A 17,684-nucleotide genomic window follows, 5' to 3' on the forward strand; every position below is an offset into this window, starting at 1 on the left:
CATCGTGATCATGGATAATCTCGGCAGCCACAAGTCGGCTGCTCTGCGTCGCATCATCCGAGGCGCCGGCGCCAGACTCTGGTATCTGCCGCCTTACTCACCCGACCTCAATCCGATCGAACAGACTTTCGCCAAGATCAAGCACTGGATGCGCATCGCGCAGAAGCGCACCCTCGAAGACATTTGGCGACACCTCGGCGACCTCGTCACCTCGATCCAGCCTACCGAATGCAGCAACTACTTCGCCAACGCTGGATATGCTTCCATCAAAACGTGAAACGCTCTAGTGGCCTCGCCCTTCGAGACGGCCGCTACGCGGCCTCCTCAGGGTGAGGAGATAGACTGGGGTCGCAGCTCTCTCCATCGTCGCTGTTCGCAATCACCGAGAGCCGTCATTCCGGGGCGATGCGAAGCATCGAGCCCGGAATCCATTTCGTCGCTTGCGCCTGTGGCCTGATGGATTCCGGGCTCGCGCTACGCGCGCCCCGGAATGACATCGGAGGTGCTCACGGCTTGAAGACGTAGCCCGGACCGATCGCCACGGCGTCCGGGATTGGCGGCAGGTCGGAGAACAGTTCGGGGTGATCCTTCATCACCTTCAGGATGTATTTCGGCTCGATGTGCTTGTTGACGTCGAACGTCGCCTTGATGATGCCGAGCCGTGACAGGCGGTCTTCAGCGCCAAAGAGCGCGCGGTAATTGTTCGCTGACAGACGGCGGTCCGCCTGCTGGATGTTGAACTGCATCGCGGCTTCGGCGATTTCCTGCTTGAGGCCAGGGATCCAACGGGTTGCGACCTGCGCGGCCTGCTTCGGGTTCTTGCGCATCCACTGGTCGGCCTCAGAGACCGCCGCCAGGAATTTCTCGATGGTGTCCCCGTTGGCCTGCACCCATGGACGCAAGGCGACGTTGAAGCCGAGATAGGAGATCACGTCGCCGCCGCGGATGATCTCGACCGCACCGGGCACATCCTTGCCGGCGACGATCGGCCACGGATCCCAGCCGGAGAAGGCGTCGATGCCCTTGGCGAGCAGGGCGACGGTCATGTCCGGCGGCGGCGTGTTCACCAAGGTGACCTCCTCCGGCTTCAGCCCGGCCTTCTCCAGGATGCCGAGGATATAGAGGTGATTGATGGTGCCGAAGGATGCCGCGATCTTCTTGCCCTTCAGGCTCGCAAGGTCGCCCTTGACGATCCCTGAGCCTTCGCGCGCAACAATCGCCATGGTCGCATCGGAGCCTGCCTTGGTGGCGTTGCCGCTGTAATTGCCGAGCGCGACCAGATCCATGCCGCGCAGCACCGCGCCGATCATGGGCACGCCGACCTGCACGATCTCACTCTCGCCGGCCTGCAGCGCGTTGAGGGCATCGACGCCGGTGGCGTAGGGCCGCGCGATGGTGACGTCGAGGCCGTATTTCTCGAAGAAGCCGCGCTCGAGCGCGATCGGCAATCCGATCTGGTCGATGCCGGTGACCATGCCGGCCTTCAGCTTGGTCAGCGTCTGCGCGCCCGACGGCGTGCAGAGCAGCGCGAACGCCATCGCGAGCAGCAATAATCGTTTCATTCTCCTACCCTCCCGGTTTTATCGGCCCCACCGCCGTCACCCAGTACGGCCGGGCGACGGCGTTGAGGTCCGTTCGTTTGACGCCACGCAATTCAATGGAATGCTCATCAGTGCCCGAAACGCGTCCATATTGCTGGAATGCGAGCACGTGGAAACGCTCGGGCGTGAACGGCAGCTCGATCTGCACATTGACCTTCTCGGACGTGCCGGCGAGCTCCGGCGAAATCTTGCCGGGCGCGGCCAGGGTCAGCCAAAGCTGAAAGCCGGCCCAGGCGGCGATGACGCCGAGCACGATGCGGCCCTTGGTCGAGCGGAAGACTTGCGCGACGAGGCTCATGCGGCGCGCACCATCTGCAGCACGCGCGCGGAGAGCTGTTTGAACTTGTCATCCTTGACCAGATCATCCCACACCCGCGGCCGCGGCAGGTCGATCTCGATCTGGTCGAGGACGCGCCCCTTCGAAAGCACCACGACGCGGTTGGCGAGGAACACCGCCTCCGGCACGTCATGGGTGATGAACAGCACCGTCGGCTTGCGCTCCTGCCAGATCCGCGTCAGCTCCTCCTGCAAGGTCATGCGCGTCTGCGCGTCGACGCTGGCAAAGGGCTCGTCCATCAGCAGCACATCCGGATTGTTGGCGAGCGCGCGCACCACGCCGACGCGCTGCTGCATGCCGCCGGACAATTCATTGGGGTAGCGATGCGCCGCATGCGAGAGGCCGGCGAGCGCGAGATATTCGCGCGCGATGCGGTCGCGCTCGGCCTTCGGCACGCCGCGCATCTTCGGGCCGAAGCCGACATTGTCGAGCACGGTCTTCCAGGGGAACAGCGCAAACGACTGGAACACGACGCCACGCTCCGGGCCCGGTCCCTTGACCGGCTTGCCGTCGAGCAGGATCTCGCCGCCGGTATAGGGAATGAAGCCGGCGATCATGTTGAGGATGGTGGTCTTGCCGCAACCGGACGGGCCGACCACGGAGACGAATTCGCCCTGCTCGACGTCGATCGAGACGTCGTGGACCGCGTTGACATGCGAGCCGGCATAGGGATCGAAATAGGTCTTTGCGAGGTTCTTGAGCGAAAGCGTCTTCATGATGTCACCAATCCCCAGCGCTGGCCGGTCGCGCGCTCGAGCGGCGCGAGGATCCAGGCGTCCACGATGTACCAGAGCAGTCCGAGAATGATCATGCCAAGCAGGATCTCGACGGTGGAGCCGGAACGGCGCGCATCGAACATCATGAAGCCGATGCCGCTGGTGCCGACGATCATCTCGACCGCGATCAGCGCGCGCCAGCCATAGCCGAGGCCGTTGCGTAGGCCCGTGATGATGTTGGGCAGCGCGCCGGGCAGCGTTACCTCCCAGAGCACGCGCGCCGGCGAGGCGCCGAGACTGCGTGCGGCGCGCGCGAGATCGCGCGGCACCGATTCGACGCCGAGCACGGTGTTGAGCACGACCGGGAACAGCACGGTGTAGACAATGACGAAGGTCATCGTCGTGAGCCCGAAACCGAACCAGATCAGGAGGATCGGCAGCCAGGCGATGTCGCCGATCGCCTGGAAGAACAACAGGATCGGCCAGCAGATGCGATGCGCCCAGCGGCTGGTGCCGATCAATACGCCCAAGGGAATCCCGAGCGCCATGCCGACGGCGGCGCCGGTGAACAGGCGGATCACGCTGTCGCCGAGATAATCCGGCAAGATGCCTTTGTAGGTCAGCGTGACGAAGGAGTTCACGACATCGACCGGGCCGGGGAAGAACGCACGCGGAAAGATGCCGGCTGCGGCAACCGCGCTCCAGAGCGCCACCACCGGAATGAAGGGGATGATGGCCGCGAGCGCGGGCCAGCGCCGCGTCATCCGTGCGTAGCCGCTCCAGAATTGCAAGAGAACATTCATGCGCGCCTCCCCATGCCCCAGCGCTCGATGGTCGCCCGCTCCAGCGGGACCAGCAGCAGACGGTCGATCAAGAGCCACAGCACGCCGATCACGATCATGCCGAACACGATGACCTCGGTGCGGTAGAAATCGCGGGCGACGAACAGCATGTAGCCGAGCCCGACATTGGTCGCGATCATCTCGGCCGCGATCAGGCCGCGCCAGGCAAAGCCGAGCCCGGTGCGAACGCCGGTGACGATGTTCGGCAGCGCGCCCGGCAGCAGCACTTCCGTCAGCAAGGCCCAGCGGCCGGCACCGAGCGAGCTTGCGGCGTTGCGCAGCGTGTGCGGAATGGTTTTGACGCCGAGCAGCGTGTTGTAGGCGACGACGAAGAACACGGCGTTGAAGATCACGAAGACGATGGCGCCGAAGCCATAGCCGAACCAGAGCGTGGCGATCGGAATCCAGGCGATGCCGGCGAGCACGGAGAAGAAGCGGAACAGCGGCGTCAGGAACGCGGCAACCGTCGGGCTCACGCCCATCGCGATCCCGAGCGGTACGGCGGTGACGACGCCGATCAGCGTGCCGAGGCCGACGCGCAGCAGGCTCGCGCCGACATGGGCAAGCAGCGTGCCGTCGCGGATCGAATCCATCGCGGCCGTGCCGACCGCGCCAACAGAGGGGAAGACCCGCGGATTGATATCGAACAGCGGAACGACGACGGCCCAGATCGCAACCAGCGCAAGCAGCGGGGCGACGAACATCGCAGCCCCCGCGAGCGAATTGACGCCGCGCGCAAGCCACGGCGATCGCCGCTTCAGACTGCGCGTCACCTCCATGCCGCCTCCCCTGATATGATGCAGCCTTTGCCGGCCTTTATTGTCGTTTATCGCGTCCGTGCCGCCTTAGACACGCGACGCCATGCCTCATGTTGCGCAAATTGTGATGTCGCGCAATCGCCTATCCTGCGTAGATCACCCAGGCGGGAGCCGGACGCCCAGAAAACAACCAAAGGATGTGCGCAGCATCGGATCTCGGCGATCCCTGCACTGCCTCAGCGCGCTACCCTCACACAAGCGAGCAAAGGCTACTCGTCGGTGAACTCGTCTTCTTCGTTGACCTTGGCCTTGCCGAACCAGGAGGACTTCTTGCCGCCGAGCGAGCCCGTGACATTAGGATCGCGCGAGGCATAGGGGTTGCGCGAGTTGGCGCGCGCGGCGATCTGCTCGCCGGAGACGGCGGCGGGCTCGCAGATGATGCGGCGACTGGCGCGGCGCATCAGGTCGACGTGGATGTGATCGTAGTGGAAGCGGTTGGAGCCCGGCGCCAGCACGGTGTTGAACTGCTGGCAGGCCCCGCCCTGGACGTCGCGCAGGAATCCCTGCTCTTCCGGCAGGCCGCGCCAGCCATCCTTCACCGAGATGCGGCGGCCGTCAGCGAGCGTAAAGCCGGCGATGTCGAGCGCATTGCCGAAGGCGTGCTCGGAAATATGCGCACTCGGATTGCCGTTCATGCCGCGGCAGGAATAGGCGGAAATCTGCTTGATCTCGACCACGCGCGCGCCGAACCAGCGCGTCGCCGCGGGCTGCACGGAATCGGCAAGCCAGCGGTCGAGCGCGGAGACGATCGGACAGGCGAGCGTCGCGGTCGGCTTCAGCGTGACCGGGCCGACCGCAGTGACGGGATTGCCGCGCTCCGGCCCGAGCCGCGGCAACGGCGCGGCGGCGCCTTGCGACGGCGAATAAGGCCCGGGGGAATAAGGTGCGGAAGCGCGGTCGCGCGGCGGATAGCCTTGCGGTGTGCCATAGGCCGGACCGCCCGGCGGCTCCGGGGAGCCCTCCGCCGGCAAATCGATGTCGTCCTGCTGCGGCGCGACGCCGGGAGCGCTCAGCGAGATCGGCCCGTTCGACGGCGCGCCGTAGCTCGGCTGGCCCGGGGCCGAATTCGGATAAGGGGCCGGCGGCGGCGCCGGTTGCCGCGCGATCGGCCAGCGCGGCTGGTTGCGGCTCGATCCGATATCGGCCGGCGGACGCAAATCGTCGACGAAACCAAGAGTCTGGTCGCTCTCACCGAGCGCTGCGACCTTGAGCGGGAATTGCGCACCGCACGCGCCGGGACCCGAGATCGGGTCGATGCGCACGAGGTCCGGCCCTTCCTTCACCGCTCCGGATTTCAGGCAAGCGACTTCGGCCTCGGCCCGCCAGGGTTCACGCTCGGCCTGGAAGAAACCGCGACCGCAACCTACCAGCGAAACAAGGACGACGGAGCCGACGAGATACAAACGAACTCCACGCGTCATGCGCGGCAGATTCGGCGAATTTATTTAAGGACTCTTCAACGCGTTGTTTTTACACATCTTTAACCATACGGCCGCCGGCCCGGGACGCCTCAGGCAGGACGGACAGCACCGCTGGCTTTTTCGGCGGGGAACGGTTTGGTAAATTTCGGCGTTCTATGCGGGCAGGCGCAAACGCTGGGAGCGTTCTCGATGGCTATGAGTCTTCTCGTCAGCCGGCTGAGTGTCGTCGCCGCCTATGTTGCGCTCGCCTTTGTCGGCGCGATCGTGCTTGGCCTGCTGTAGGCTTTCCCTGGAAACCTGGATTGGACTTGCGCCCGGCGGCTCTCCCGCCGGGCGCCAGTTTGATTGCTACCAGCTATAACGCACGACGCCCTTGCCGGCGTAGGAGCGCGTAACGTCGGAGAACTCGCCCTCGAAGGTCGCGGCTGCCGACCAGCCGTTCATCCAGTTCAATTCGGCAGACGCGGTGGTGAGCGCGGCATCATGCGCCAGCGCCGCGCCGCCTACGACAAAGGACGCGCCCGGCAGCGTCTGGAAGGTCGCTGCGACATTGCGATCGGTGTTGAAATCATGCGCGCCAGGCAAGGCGGCCGCGCAAGGTGAGGACCGCATCCGGTATCGCGAAGGACTTGTCGGTTCGCACGCCCAATTCGCTGCGCGGCGCGGTGACGGTCTTGGCGCCGTAGGCCAAGGCGAACGCACCGACGCCGGCCACGACCTGTTCCGTATAGGCCGGCAGATCGAACGTCGTGAACTGTGCGGCGGCATAGGGCGTGACCGCTCCGATCCACGGCGTCAGCAGCCGATAGCCGCCCTCGACGCGGCCCGAATAGGCATTGGCATTGAACTCAGCGTGCAATCGATCGAGGCCGGCGCCGATCACGGTGCGATCGGTCGTGATGTCCTGCCAGCCATAGGCGAGCGCGCCCAGGACATAGGCCGCACCGACATCGTGGCGCGCGAAGACGCCAGCCTGAAACAGGTCGGAGCGACCGCTGCCGAGCGAATTGGCGACCGAGAAATTGGTGCCACCGCCGGCGAGCGTGAAGCCTACAAGCGTGTTCGGCGCGATCCGGTAGTCGGCGCCGACAGCCGCGCCGTAGATGCGGCTGGACGTGTTGTTCGATCCAAGCGCGGCGTTGCCGTCGGTCGTCTGCGAGCCGCCGAAGCCGGCCGCCCAGACGCTCCAGCGTTGCAAGGCTTGCACCGGCGGCGGCGCCTTCCGATACACGGCGACATAGGCATCGCGATCGGCGCGCGATCCACGCTTCCGCGCCGACGCATAGGCGTTCGCGCTCTCGGCATCATCATCGGCGAACTGCGAGGCACCCGGCGATGGAGATACATTGTCGCCGCGTCCGGCGATGAACGGATCGGTCATGATCCCCATGAACATGTTCATCGCGTTGAAGGTGGTCTGCTGCGAGCCGGTCGACGTCTCGCCTGAGGCCTGCGTCAACCCGGCCGGCGTCAGGCCGCCGAAAGCGACGGGGATGCTGCCGCCGGCGTTGAAGAAACCGGTCAGCACGTTCGCTAGCCTGGCCTGATTGATGTTGAGGCCGGAGTTGGGCGCAAAGTCGAGCGCCAGGTCCAGATAGACGTTGTTGGCGTCATAGTTCAGGCCGCCGCTGACCGAAGGCAGGTTCGTCGTGACTGATGACGCGAAGGTGCCGCTGACGCCACCGCTCGCGTTCAGGATCGTGTAGTGCTTCTGCAGGGACGAACTGAGCAAGGACACATTCACCGCCGCGCCGCCCGGCGTTGCGGTGCCGGTGACGTTGGTTCGACTGGCGCCTGTGCCGTCGACCTGCACCAGATAGGTCGAGGCCGCCGTGAAGCTGAGATTGCCCTGCACCGTGAGCGTGCCTGACGTCGTGGTCCCGGGCGCGAGGACACCGCCGCTGACCGCGGTGTTTCCGACGCTGCCGATGCCGCCGAGCGTGCCACCACTATTGACCGTGACGTTGCTGGCCAACGCGCCGTTCACCAGCAAGGTGGCGCCGGCGAACACGCCGGTGCCGTTCTGATAGGTCTGTGCGTCGGTGATGGTCCACCTGCCGCCCTGCACGTTCAACGCCTGGAAGTTGATGACGTTCGACAGCGTGCCCGAGCCCGGGCCGAACAGGTTGATGGTGTTGGTGCCAACGCCGCCGTCGATCCGGCCGACGATGCTCGAGCCGCCATACAGATTGAGCGTGTCGTTGCCGCCTTCCATGCTGATGGCACGGCCGGAATTGCCGATGATCACGCCGTAGTTGGAGAGAACGTCATCGCCCTCGCCGGTCTGGATCGCCGCGCCGTCGCCGCGAATGAAGCGGGTCGAGCCGGTGCCGGCATAGGTCACGCCATTGAGCGTGCCGACCGAACCGGGATCGGGATTGCCGTTCTGCAGCAGCGTCGTTCCGTTCGGGTCCGGGATCGTGCCATTGCCGATGATGGTGCCGTAGTTGACGATGGTGTCCTTGTCGGCGGCGGTACCGGTCTTGTTCTCGGAACGGATTGCATAGCTGTTGTTGCCGATAATTATGCCGCCGGCATAGTTGATCAGATCAAGTGCGGACGATCCGCTGCGCGAACCATCGGGGTTGGAATCATTGTTGACGACGATACCCGCAGCGGCCCCCGAAATGGTGCCATAGTTGCGGATCGTGCCGCCGCCGATCGCAAGGCCTTCGCTGTTGTTGAAGCGGAGGCCATCATCCGCGCCTTTCGCGCCCGTGCCCTGGATGGTGCCGTAGTTCGTCAACGTGAGCGCGAAGTCGACATCGATGCCGTCGCCGTCGCCGCGCGCCGACGTGGTATCGATCGCGCCCGTGATGGTACCGTAGTTGGTCACCACGGCATCGCCGCCGGATCCGACACCGGCGCCGTCGCGGCCAATGATGGTGGCGCCGGCGTAGTTGTAGACCGTGATGTTGCTGCCAAGGCCGCCTGCGGTGCCATTCTTGGCGCCCGAGATCAGGCCGCCCGCGTAGTTGTAGACGGTGCCGCTATGTCCCTCCTGCAGGTCGATACCATCGGAGCCAGGGCGGTCCGTCGGCTCCGGCGCCGAATTGGCGACGATCTGGCCGTAATTGTAGACCGTGAAATTCTGGCCCGGCCGCATCGCGTCGGCATTGTCAGCGGTGATCAGGCCGCTGGCGCGATTGGTGATGGTGACCGTCGCCGCCGTCGAAGTCAGGTTGTCGAAGTCGAGCGCTTGGCCCGTGGTCGACTTGATGGTGCCGGCATTATCGATCGAGAACGACGCCCTTGTGCTCAAATCGGTGTCGCTGAGTCCGCTGCCGGCGCCGTTGATCTGGATGGCGTCGTCGACCGACTGGATGGTCGCGCCGGCATTGTTGATGATCGTGAGCGACGTGACGTTGTCGAGATTGGTGGTCGCCCGGATCGCGCGGGCCGAGGCGTCGATCAATCCGGAATTGGTGATGGTGGTGGTGCCCCCGCCGATGCGCATCACGTCATTGCCGGTCGCCTTGAGCGTGCCACCGGCTTGGTTGGTGATCGAGAACACCGCCGCGTTCGAAGTCACCGAGTTGAAGTCGAACACGCGACCGTTGTTCGTCGACTGGATGGTCCCGAAATTGTCGACCTTGACCGTTCCGCTGATGAGACCGCTCTGGATCCGGAACGCATCGTTGGACGATGTGAACAGCGCATCCTTGTTGTTGATCAGCGTGAAATTGCCGCTGATCGCGCTGTTGGAGGTATCGATGCCGCGCGACGTCGCGGAAATCGTGCCGTCGTTGGTGATGACCACGCCGGGCGAAGCAAGCCCGGTGGTCCATGTGATCGCCGTCCCGATGACCGAGAGCGTGCTTCCATCCGCGACAAAACCGGTATCGTTATTCGAGACCGTCTTCGCAGTCGCCGGATCGTCCGGTGGCACACTGAAGCTTGCAGCTAAGGCAGAACCAAACGCGATAGACGACGCAGCAACAACCAATGCGAGCTTGCTCGCATGGCTCAACAATTCAACTTTCACCACCAGTCCCCTGAAACCTGCAGTGCGCGGCAATCTGGAGTCTGCATGTAACAGTTTGATAACAACGCATTTGCGTGTAAGACATGCGTGGCACTTGTGATATAATTACAACGACCGAAGATCTCACTTGTCTTCAAAGACTGAACGACCCGGCGTCGCCGACCAGACGTTGCAACGCGCCGCGTTGGCACTGCAGATGCAGCGGCCCGACGAGGCCGAGCGATTGGCGGCAGCGGTGTTCAAGGCGAACCGCGGCAACGTGGCGGCTGCGGCGCTGCTTGGCCGCGCGCTGATGCTGCAGAACCGCTTTGATGAGGCGATTACTCCGCTGCAGAAGGCCTCGCGTCGCGGCGACGACCCCGCGGCCGAGACCCTGCTTGCCGTCGCGTTCGCGGCCACCGGCCGGCGCGACGACGCGCTCGCGCTCCTGCGCCAGGCGATCGCGCGGCGGCCCGCGTTCCCGCCAGCTTTCCTTGAGTACGCCGGCCAGCTCGCATCCGGCGAAAAGATCGACGAGGCGATCGCCGCGCTCGAACAGGGTCTTGCACTCGCGCCTGGAACCATCGAGCTGCAACTTCGTTTGGCGACGCTTTATATCGGCCGCAACAAGCGCACCCAGGCGCGCGCGTTGCTGCAGCAGACGGCGGCTGCTGCGCCTGCGCGCCGCGACGTGCTGGCCGAACTCGCGCGCGTGATGGTGCTGGACGGTGACTACGCCGCGGCCGTCGATGTCTTCCGCCGCGCGCTCGCGCTGCGCCCGGATGATACGCTAACGCGCGCCAATCTAGGCATCTGCCTGATGGAGATGAATGAACGCGCCGCCGGCGAGGCAAGCCTGCGCGAAGCCGCACGCGGCAGGCCGGACATGATGGGTCGCGCAATCATGTCGCTCGCCGCCGCCTCGCACGGCCGCTTCTTCCTGCGCCCCAGCGCCGCCGCGAAATTTTTGACGGGCTAATCCGGGAAGCCTGCTGAGCCGAACCAGACCTGTTGCGTGCTCAGTGCAGCGGCGCGATCACACGAACGCGGGCGCTCAAACCCAGCCCAGTTCCTTCAGCGCCATGCCTGAATGCCATATCTTCGTCATATGGCTGATCTTGTCGCCAGTAAATTGCATCACGTAGACGTAGTCCGAATTCGTCTTCTTGCCGGTCGGCTCACATGGACCACCGGGACCGGTATGGGTGCCCGAAAAGACGGCATAGGCTGCGACGTTGTTCCGTTCGGTGTCGGTGGCGAAGGATTTCACCTGATAGCTGCCGTCCGGCAAAGTGGTCATTACCCCCTTCATCCAGTCAGTATATTCCGCAAGAGTCTTGATACCGGCAAGCGGTTCCGCCTGAGCGGCGAAACTGGCATCTGGGGCACAGTAGATCTTGCAGATCTCCCAGCCCTTTCCAGTTTCGCAAGCGGCAAAGAAATCCTTGGCAATTGCCGAGATCGACGCCATGGCTGCTTCCCCTGTGCGCGTGGACGGAATGTCTCTTTTTTAGCACTTCGGCCGTTGCTGACTGCGAACAAACCGAAGTCGATCAGCGTTTCGCGACTTTGTCGTACGTTGCAATGATGCGCTTCAAATCGTCATATTCGTTGCATTGTATCAGGCAGATTCGTTCCAGAGCCGCGAGATGCTCATTGGCTTTGGCAGGATCGCCTTGGGTCAAGTAGGCTTCACCCAAATGTTCATGCGCGCTGCGGTGCCGGGGGTTTAACGCCAGAGCCTGCTGATAATGTCCGATTGCCGGATCGAACTGCCGCAGGCGCCGATAGGCGTAACCAAGGTAGTTCTGAATGTCGGCATTGCGGTCATCACGGAGCGCAGCTGATGTAAGCGCCTTGATTGCTTCATCCCATTCGCCCGCGACGATCGCTCGTTTCCCCGCCGCGAAATCCGGATCGAGCACCGCCCAATCCGCGGTCTCCACCATCGATCCCATCGTCGAGCAGATCGGCCAGGCGTCGACTGCAATCGCCGCGTCGGAACGGACCGCGTCTCCGCGGACGGCCGCGACCTGATCGTGGCGACCGGATGCGGTCAGGATGTACGCCGCCGCCACTGCGGTCATCACGCCCATCACGGCGGCGATTAGGATTGATCGCATCATGGTCATCATGCCGGCTAGCCGGCTGCCGCACATCTGTGCGCGGCAACCGTTCCATTCACTGCTGCATCAACGATGCCTTGGCCTCGCTGATCTCCACCCGATCCGTGTCCGCGTCTTTCGTCATCTCGGCAAGCTTGCGGTAATACCGCGCGGCTTTTTCCCGCTGATTTATGGCCTTCGCCGCGGTGGCTGCACCGTACAAGCCGCGAAGCCGATTGGGCGCCGACACCAGCGACGTCTCGTACTCCGTCAGCGCTGCTCCCGGTTGCTGTTGTTGAATCAGCAGATCGCCCAACAATTCCCGCATCGGATAGAGTCGGTTCTCCATTGCGATGTGCTTTTCGCTGTCATCCTCCAGATCCGCCGCCGTTCGCATCAGCTTCAGCGACATCTCCTTCTCGCCCTTGGCTTGCGCAAGCCAAGCCGATACCGCCAACATCTGGATTTCGACTTGGCCCGCCCAATAGGACTGACTTGCGTTGTCCAGCGCAGCGTGAAGCTCCTTAAGTTTGACGACATCGCGCTCGGCGGCGGCAAGGTCGCCGCTGCGGGCCGATCCCATGGCGCGGGCAAAATAGGTGATGGCCTCGGCCTGTGGAAATTGGCTGCCTCTCGGCTCGAGCGCTGCCGCTTCCGTCCATGCCTGACGTTCCAACGCAAAGCGCGCCGGCACCGCCGCAAGAGCGGTATAGCTGGCGAGATAGTCAAACCCGAGCTTCTTTATCGCATTGCTCTCGTCGCGTAGCTGCTTCGCCGGTCCCTCCTGTCCCATCTGCAGCAGGGCGTACTCCATGAAATCCAGATGGTGCGGCTGGCCTGGATGTGCTGCCCCAGGCCAGAGCTTGGCGGCTTGCGCTTCGGCGAGCGCGAGCGATTTCGTGTTCGATGCGACCGATTGCGTCCACATCCCGAGCATGGAATAGGTGTGCGAAGGCATGTGCTGGGCATGCTGAGACGCGGGGGCGACCTCGGCATATCTGTTGGCGGCATCAAGACCGCGCTGCGCTAGCGTCGGATAATCGTAGGTGTGGATCAGGTAGTGCAGCACGCCCGGGTGCTCCGGCAGTTTGGCCTCGACCTTTTCGAGGATCGTGCCGGCCTTGAGCTGATTGGCAAAGGTCTTGTCGCTGTGCAGGGCCGTCTCGTTGAGGGCGAGCGCATAAAAAACGGCCGCCTCCGGATCATCCGGATATTTCTGCATCAGCGCTTCCATCGCCTTTTCGTAGGCAAGCCCGCGCTTGGTTTGATCGACTTTGTCAAAGTCCTTGTAGTAAACCTCGATCGCGTTGAGCCAGTCGCGCTCGCGCTCGGTCTTGGCACCGATCGCCTTGCCCTTCTCCACCGCCTCCCATCCATTCTTCAAAGCGGCGGCGGTGAGCGGCAGGATCAATGGGTTGGGACGGCTGCTTATGGCGATGCCCCAGTACGCAATGGCACATTGCGGATCGGCGGTCGCCGCTTCGGTGAAAACCTGGATGCTGTCCGGATAAAAGAATGAATGCACCATCGCCAGGCCGCGATCGAATTTCTCTTGCGCCTGCGGCGTACACGAGGTCTCGAAGTGCACGCGGCCAAGTCCTTGCGCCCAGGCCGCGGTGGCGAAGGTGCTTGCCAACAGCGCTGTGACGAACGTTCCCAAATTCGGTCTCATGGCGCTCTCTCCTTTGGGTCGAAATGGCAGTTTCAGCGCAATCACCGCCGCGCGGTCGTGCGCAGTGCAAATGCTCAGTGAGAGACCGGCATAAAAGGATTGTCGGTTTTAGGAGCGTGCGATGCCTGCCGACAGCATCTTTCGCTGCCCATTCGGCTCTAACGGAGACGTCGGCAAATCCCGTCTCGAAAGGCAGCTCTAGGAAAGCAGGGTACACGATCTCGCGCCCGGCCAAAAGAGGTTGCATGTCGTGCCGGGCGCGGCCTATTCGACCGAACTGATAGCCGAAACGTCCGTTGGGGGCTCAAAAGGCGAAGCGGGCGGGCGCGTCTAACGAGCACAGTCTCTGATGTCGTGCATTCAGAAAATCGCAGCGTTCACTTTCGGAGTAAGCATGATGATCCTGGCTACCGGTCTGAGCGAGCTGGGCCTGTAGCATGACCGTCGCCTGTGAGTGGCTCACGATCGGGCGACGAAGATGAGCTTCAAGACATCCATCGAGTTCAACCGAAGGAGTTATCATGTCCCCGCTCACCTCGCAGATCCTCTCACGGCGCGGCTTCTGCGTATGCTGTGCCGTCGCCGCCGGCGTCGCCACCAGTCGTGGTTGGTTGAGGCCCGCTGAAGCCTTCGCGGAGGCGCGCAACATCGTTGATACGATCCGTGACGCAGCCGCGACGATGCCCATCGAGGTCCACAAGCTGCGCGGCAATGTGACGGTCATCGAAGGCTCCGGCGGCAATATCGCCGTTCTCACCGGCGAGGACGGCAAGCTGTTCGTCGATGCCGGCATTACCGCGACGCGACCGCGCATCCTGGAGGCTGTCAACAGCCTAAGCCGCGATCCGATCAAGCACCTGATCAACACCCACTGGCACTTCGACCACACCGACGGCAATCAGTGGCTCAACGAGGAAGGGGCCGCCATCCTGGCTCACGAGAACACACACAAACATCTGCTGTCCACTCAGAGAGTGGAGGATTGGGACTACACGTTTCCTTCTCCGCCCTTGGCCGCGGTGCCGACCGAGGTGTTCTCTTCGGAAAAGCGCATCAGCATCAACCGCTCCACGCTCAATCTGAAGCACTATGACCCCGCGCATACGGACAGCGACATCTCGGTCAGCTTCGCCGAGGCTGACATCCTGCATTGTGGGGACACCTATTGGAACGGCATCTATCCGTTCATCGACTATTCGACCGGCGGCAATATCGACGGGATGATCAAGGCGGCCGAGCAGAACATAGCCGCCGCCGGAAGCAACACCATCGTCATCGCCGGCCACAACCTGCCCGACCGTGCCAGCGCCGTGAGCAACAAGGACGAGCTGATCGCCTATCGTGACATGCTCGTCGCCATCAGAGAGAAGGTCGCAACGCTCAAGCATTCGGGCCGCGCGCTCGAAGAGACTATCGCAGCCAAGCCAACCGAGCAGTTCGACGCGAAATGGGGCCAGTTCCTGATCACGCCGGCCCTGTTCACCCGGCTGGTCTACGAGGGCGTCTGATACTCCTCAGCGCAGGAGCGTTGCTAGCACGCTCGGCTCGCTTTGAGGTGCAACGAGCTCAAGCTCGGCGCCTCCTCGATGCGGATGGTTTGGACCAGAAGGCGATTTCAGGCGCACAAACTGTGACGCGCAGCGCTCGGTTGTTATCTTAGAATAGTTCTTATTTCTTTTCGCACTCCTCGCCAACGCAACTTCGAACGATTCAAAATTTCGGAGGTGGAATTGCACCGTTCGCCTCGTGTTTAAGTGTTGGTCGCCGCGCGCCATGAAGCTCGCGGCCAACAAGATTATTGGGGCGTAGAGAAACATGATGAGAGTATCGCAGGCGAGGCTTCGGCTATTCGCCTCGGCCAGCTATGTCGCGTTCTGTCTGTCCATCGGCGCAGCCGACGCACAGGCACAGACAGCACCGAGCCAAGGGGGAGCATCCTCTCTGCCTGCAGTTACAGTCGACCCGCCAGAGACGCGGCGACGTCCTCCGTCGCCGGCCGCGCGCAGTTCCACGAGCGCAGGACGGACGCGGCGGACCCAAGCTGCACGCCGGAACGAAACCGCGCCGGCCGCGAGCCCGCCCCCGGCGCCCAGTTTCGGCCCGAGCCAGGACGCTCGCACCGGCACGGTCGGCGTCTATGCCAACAGCACGTCGGTCGCCACGAAGACGAACACGCCTTTGATCGACATCCCGCAGTCCGTCAGCGTCGTGACCAAGGAGTTCATCCAGGACCAAGGATTTCAGACCCTGACCGATGTGACGCGCTACGTTCCCGGCGTGGCCATCCACCAGGGCGAGGGCAATCGCGACGAGCTTGTCATTCGCGGTGTGGACTCCAGTGCGAACTTTTATGTCAATGGCTTCCGCGACGATGTGCAGTATTTCCGCGACCTCTACAACGCCCAGAGCGTCGAGGTGCTGAAAGGGCCGAGCGCACTGACCTTCGGACGCGGCGCCGGCGGCGGTCTCGTGAACCGGACGCTGAAGGAGGCGGATGGCACGAGAATTTACCAGGCGGCGGCGCAGACCGGCTCCTACAACGACAGGCGCGTGTCACTCGACGCGGGACAGGCCGTGAACGAGAACGTCGCCGTACGGCTGAACACCTTCTACGAGAACAGCGATACGTTCCGCGACTATGGTCACTTCGAGCGATATGGTTTCAATCCGACCGTGACGCTGAAGCCGACCGACGACACAAAGATCAAGCTGAGCTACGAATACTACCACGATGAGCGCCTTGCGGATCGCGGTAACCCGTCGCTCGGCATTCCAGGCGGTGCCACGCGCTTCAACCCGACGGTACCGTTCGCGCCCAATGGCGATTTGACGACGTTCTACGGCAGCCCAATCTACAACCAGGCAAGGGTCGACGTGCAGACCGGCATTGCCGTGATCGAGCATGATTTCGGCAACGGACTGACGGCAAAGAACTCCACGCTCTACGCCGACTACAACCGTGGCTATCGCAACGTCTATCCCGGTGGCACCGGCGGCGGACCAGGCGGCGGCGCGGTGACGCCGGATCTTACGCAGGTGTCGCTCAACGCGTACCAGAACGATACCCCCCGCGAGAACGTCTTCAACCAAACCGACTTCATCTACAAGACGGCAACGGGACCGGTCTTTCATACCGTCGCGTTCGGCACAGAATTCGGTCGAGAGACCGGCCTGTCCAGGCGCGACTCCGGCATCTTCCCCAACAACGGGAACAGGGCTTTCGATGTCGTCAATCCATTCAACCCGACCTATTTCGGACCGGTGCTGTTCACCCACCTTCCGAGCGACGCCAACAGCAAATACCGGCTGAATATCGCTTCAGGCTATGTGCAGGACCAGATCGAGGCGACCCGCTGGCTGCAATTCTTCCTGGGCGCCCGCTACGACAGCTTTGACCTGTCGGCGTTCGATTTCAATACCAACATCAACCGCAGCAGGGTCGATGAGAAGGTCTCTCCGCGCGTTGCAATCATCGTCAAGCCAGTCGACAACCTTTCCGTCTACACCGCCTACAGCACCTCCTTTTTGCCCGCGTCCGGAGACCAGTTCAGCGCACTTAGCCCTGGGACGCTAATCTTGCAGCCGCAGAAATTCGAGAACACCGAGGTCGGGGTCAAATGGAACATCCAGCCCAAGCTGCTGTTCACGGCGGCCCTGTATGAACTCAATCGTACGAATGTGCCGATTGCCGATCCCAACAACCCCGGGTTCTTCTTCGCCAACGGCGCCAACCAGATCCGCGGGTTCGAGACTGCGGTCACGGGTTACATAACGCCCGATTGGCAAACAGTTTTCGGCTACGCCTATACCGACGCGCGCGTCACCAGCGCGACCTCGCCAACGATCGTGCCCGGCAATCGCGTACAGCTCGTGCCCTTCAATCAGTTCGCCTGGTGGAACAAGTATCAGATCGATCAGCGATGGGCCGCTTCTCTCGGCATCATTTACTTCTCGGATTCATTTGCCTCGTCCGACGATACCGTGCGGCTGCCGGGCTTCTGGCGTTTTGATGCGGGCCTGTTTGCAAAGATCGACGAGACGTGGAGCGCCCAGCTCAATGTCGAGAACATCTTCAACACGGGCTACTGGGCGACCGCCGACGGCAACAACAACATCTCGCCGGGCCAGGGTCGCACGTTCCGCGTGCTGGCGCGGGCGAGGTTTTAGGTTCGCTGCCGGTTGCACCGTGTCCACAGCCGTAATCCCGG

Annotated in this window: 15 protein-coding genes; 4 read left to right on the plus strand and 11 right to left on the minus strand. The window is 63.0% G+C overall.

Annotation, left to right across the window (positions count from 1 at the left end):
- On the plus strand, window positions 1–277 hold a 277-nt coding region (locus tag YY7_RS0140010), incomplete at its 5' end, for a transposase (protein ID WP_028166207.1).
- A 229-nt stretch (window positions 278–506) separates the two neighbouring features.
- Here YY7_RS0140010 and YY7_RS0140015 read toward each other — a convergent pair.
- From YY7_RS0140015 to YY7_RS63875, 8 genes are all read right to left on the minus strand, one after another.
- On the minus strand, window positions 507–1,562 hold the full coding sequence (locus YY7_RS0140015) for an ABC transporter substrate-binding protein (protein ID WP_028168079.1): 1,056 nt from the start codon (window positions 1,560–1,562) through the stop codon (window positions 507–509).
- Between the two features lie 4 nt (window positions 1,563–1,566).
- A complete protein-coding gene (locus YY7_RS0140020) occupies window positions 1,567–1,899 on the minus strand; it encodes a hypothetical protein (protein WP_028168080.1) in 333 nt (110 codons plus the stop codon).
- Entirely contained in the window at window positions 1,896–2,654 is a 759-nt protein-coding gene (locus YY7_RS0140025) for an ABC transporter ATP-binding protein (RefSeq protein ID WP_028168081.1), read from the minus strand. Before YY7_RS0140025 ends, YY7_RS0140020 begins: the two co-directional genes overlap by 4 nt.
- Window positions 2,651–3,457 carry an ABC transporter permease gene (locus YY7_RS0140030; RefSeq protein WP_028168082.1) on the minus strand — a complete coding sequence of 269 codons (807 nt, stop codon included), beginning with the start codon at window positions 3,455–3,457 and terminating at the stop codon, window positions 2,651–2,653. Before YY7_RS0140030 ends, YY7_RS0140025 begins: the two co-directional genes overlap by 4 nt.
- Complete coding sequence (locus YY7_RS0140035; RefSeq protein ID WP_035692182.1) at window positions 3,454–4,275, minus strand: ABC transporter permease; 822 nt, start codon at window positions 4,273–4,275, stop codon at window positions 3,454–3,456. Before YY7_RS0140035 ends, YY7_RS0140030 begins: the two co-directional genes overlap by 4 nt.
- Before the next feature lie 248 nt (window positions 4,276–4,523).
- On the minus strand, window positions 4,524–5,735 hold the full coding sequence (locus tag YY7_RS0140040; RefSeq protein WP_028168084.1) for an extensin-like domain-containing protein: 1,212 nt from the start codon (window positions 5,733–5,735) through the stop codon (window positions 4,524–4,526).
- Window positions 5,736–6,083: 348 nt separating this feature from the next.
- Window positions 6,084–6,320 carry an autotransporter outer membrane beta-barrel domain-containing protein gene (locus YY7_RS63870; RefSeq protein WP_051397165.1) on the minus strand — a complete coding sequence of 79 codons (237 nt, stop codon included), beginning with the start codon at window positions 6,318–6,320 and terminating at the stop codon, window positions 6,084–6,086.
- Entirely contained in the window at window positions 6,304–9,720 is a 3,417-nt protein-coding gene (locus YY7_RS63875; RefSeq protein WP_245287577.1) for an autotransporter outer membrane beta-barrel domain-containing protein, read from the minus strand. Before YY7_RS63875 ends, YY7_RS63870 begins: the two co-directional genes overlap by 17 nt.
- A gap of 184 nt (window positions 9,721–9,904) precedes the next feature.
- Here YY7_RS63875 and YY7_RS0140055 point away from each other — a divergent pair, with 184 nt between their 5' ends.
- A complete protein-coding gene (locus YY7_RS0140055) occupies window positions 9,905–10,678 on the plus strand; it encodes a tetratricopeptide repeat protein (protein ID WP_080664044.1) in 774 nt (257 codons plus the stop codon).
- 75 nt (window positions 10,679–10,753) lie between these two features.
- Here the strand turns inward: YY7_RS0140055 and YY7_RS0140060 are convergent, their stop codons facing one another.
- The 3 genes from YY7_RS0140060 to YY7_RS0140070 all read right to left on the minus strand — a co-directional run bounded on the left by YY7_RS0140060 (window position 10,754) and on the right by YY7_RS0140070 (window position 13,476).
- Window positions 10,754–11,170, minus strand: coding sequence for an ester cyclase (locus tag YY7_RS0140060; protein WP_028168086.1), 417 nt, complete (start codon window positions 11,168–11,170; stop codon window positions 10,754–10,756).
- Between the two features lie 82 nt (window positions 11,171–11,252).
- A complete protein-coding gene (locus tag YY7_RS57085; RefSeq protein WP_196237405.1) occupies window positions 11,253–11,834 on the minus strand; it encodes a tetratricopeptide repeat protein in 582 nt (193 codons plus the stop codon).
- A 46-nt stretch (window positions 11,835–11,880) separates the two neighbouring features.
- Window positions 11,881–13,476: a hypothetical protein gene (locus YY7_RS0140070; RefSeq protein WP_028168087.1), complete on the minus strand. Its 1,596-nt coding sequence runs from the start codon at window positions 13,474–13,476 to the stop codon at window positions 11,881–11,883.
- A gap of 521 nt (window positions 13,477–13,997) precedes the next feature.
- On the opposite strand from YY7_RS0140070, the gene YY7_RS0140075 reads away from it, so the two are divergent.
- Window positions 13,998–14,984 (plus strand): MBL fold metallo-hydrolase, encoded by a 987-nt coding sequence (locus YY7_RS0140075; protein WP_035692184.1) that lies wholly within the window; start codon window positions 13,998–14,000, stop codon window positions 14,982–14,984.
- A 670-nt stretch (window positions 14,985–15,654) separates the two neighbouring features.
- Window positions 15,655–17,643, plus strand: a complete 1,989-nt coding sequence (locus YY7_RS0140080; RefSeq protein ID WP_245287578.1) for a TonB-dependent receptor — start codon at window positions 15,655–15,657, stop codon at window positions 17,641–17,643.
- Window positions 17,644–17,684 lie beyond the last annotated feature (41 nt).

Source organism: Bradyrhizobium elkanii WSM2783, from assembly GCF_000472865.1.
GTDB lineage: Bacteria > Pseudomonadota > Alphaproteobacteria > Rhizobiales > Xanthobacteraceae > Bradyrhizobium > Bradyrhizobium elkanii_A.

Coding starts and splice junctions, on each gene's coding strand:
- YY7_RS0140015 (WP_028168079.1), bottom strand. CDS start 1,562: ATGAAACGATTATTGCTGCTCGCGATGGCGTTCGCGCTGCTCTGCACG.
- YY7_RS0140020 (WP_028168080.1), bottom strand. CDS start 1,899: ATGAGCCTCGTCGCGCAAGTCTTCCGCTCGACCAAGGGCCGCATCGTG.
- YY7_RS0140025 (WP_028168081.1), bottom strand. CDS start 2,654: ATGAAGACGCTTTCGCTCAAGAACCTCGCAAAGACCTATTTCGATCCC.
- YY7_RS0140030 (WP_028168082.1), bottom strand. CDS start 3,457: ATGAATGTTCTCTTGCAATTCTGGAGCGGCTACGCACGGATGACGCGG.
- YY7_RS0140035 (WP_035692182.1), bottom strand. CDS start 4,275: ATGGAGGTGACGCGCAGTCTGAAGCGGCGATCGCCGTGGCTTGCGCGC.
- YY7_RS0140040 (WP_028168084.1), bottom strand. CDS start 5,735: ATGACGCGTGGAGTTCGTTTGTATCTCGTCGGCTCCGTCGTCCTTGTT.
- YY7_RS0140060 (WP_028168086.1), bottom strand. CDS start 11,170: ATGGCGTCGATCTCGGCAATTGCCAAGGATTTCTTTGCCGCTTGCGAA.
- YY7_RS57085 (WP_196237405.1), bottom strand. CDS start 11,834: ATGATGACCATGATGCGATCAATCCTAATCGCCGCCGTGATGGGCGTG.
- YY7_RS0140070 (WP_028168087.1), bottom strand. CDS start 13,476: ATGAGACCGAATTTGGGAACGTTCGTCACAGCGCTGTTGGCAAGCACC.
- YY7_RS0140075 (WP_035692184.1), top strand. CDS start 13,998: ATGTCCCCGCTCACCTCGCAGATCCTCTCACGGCGCGGCTTCTGCGTA.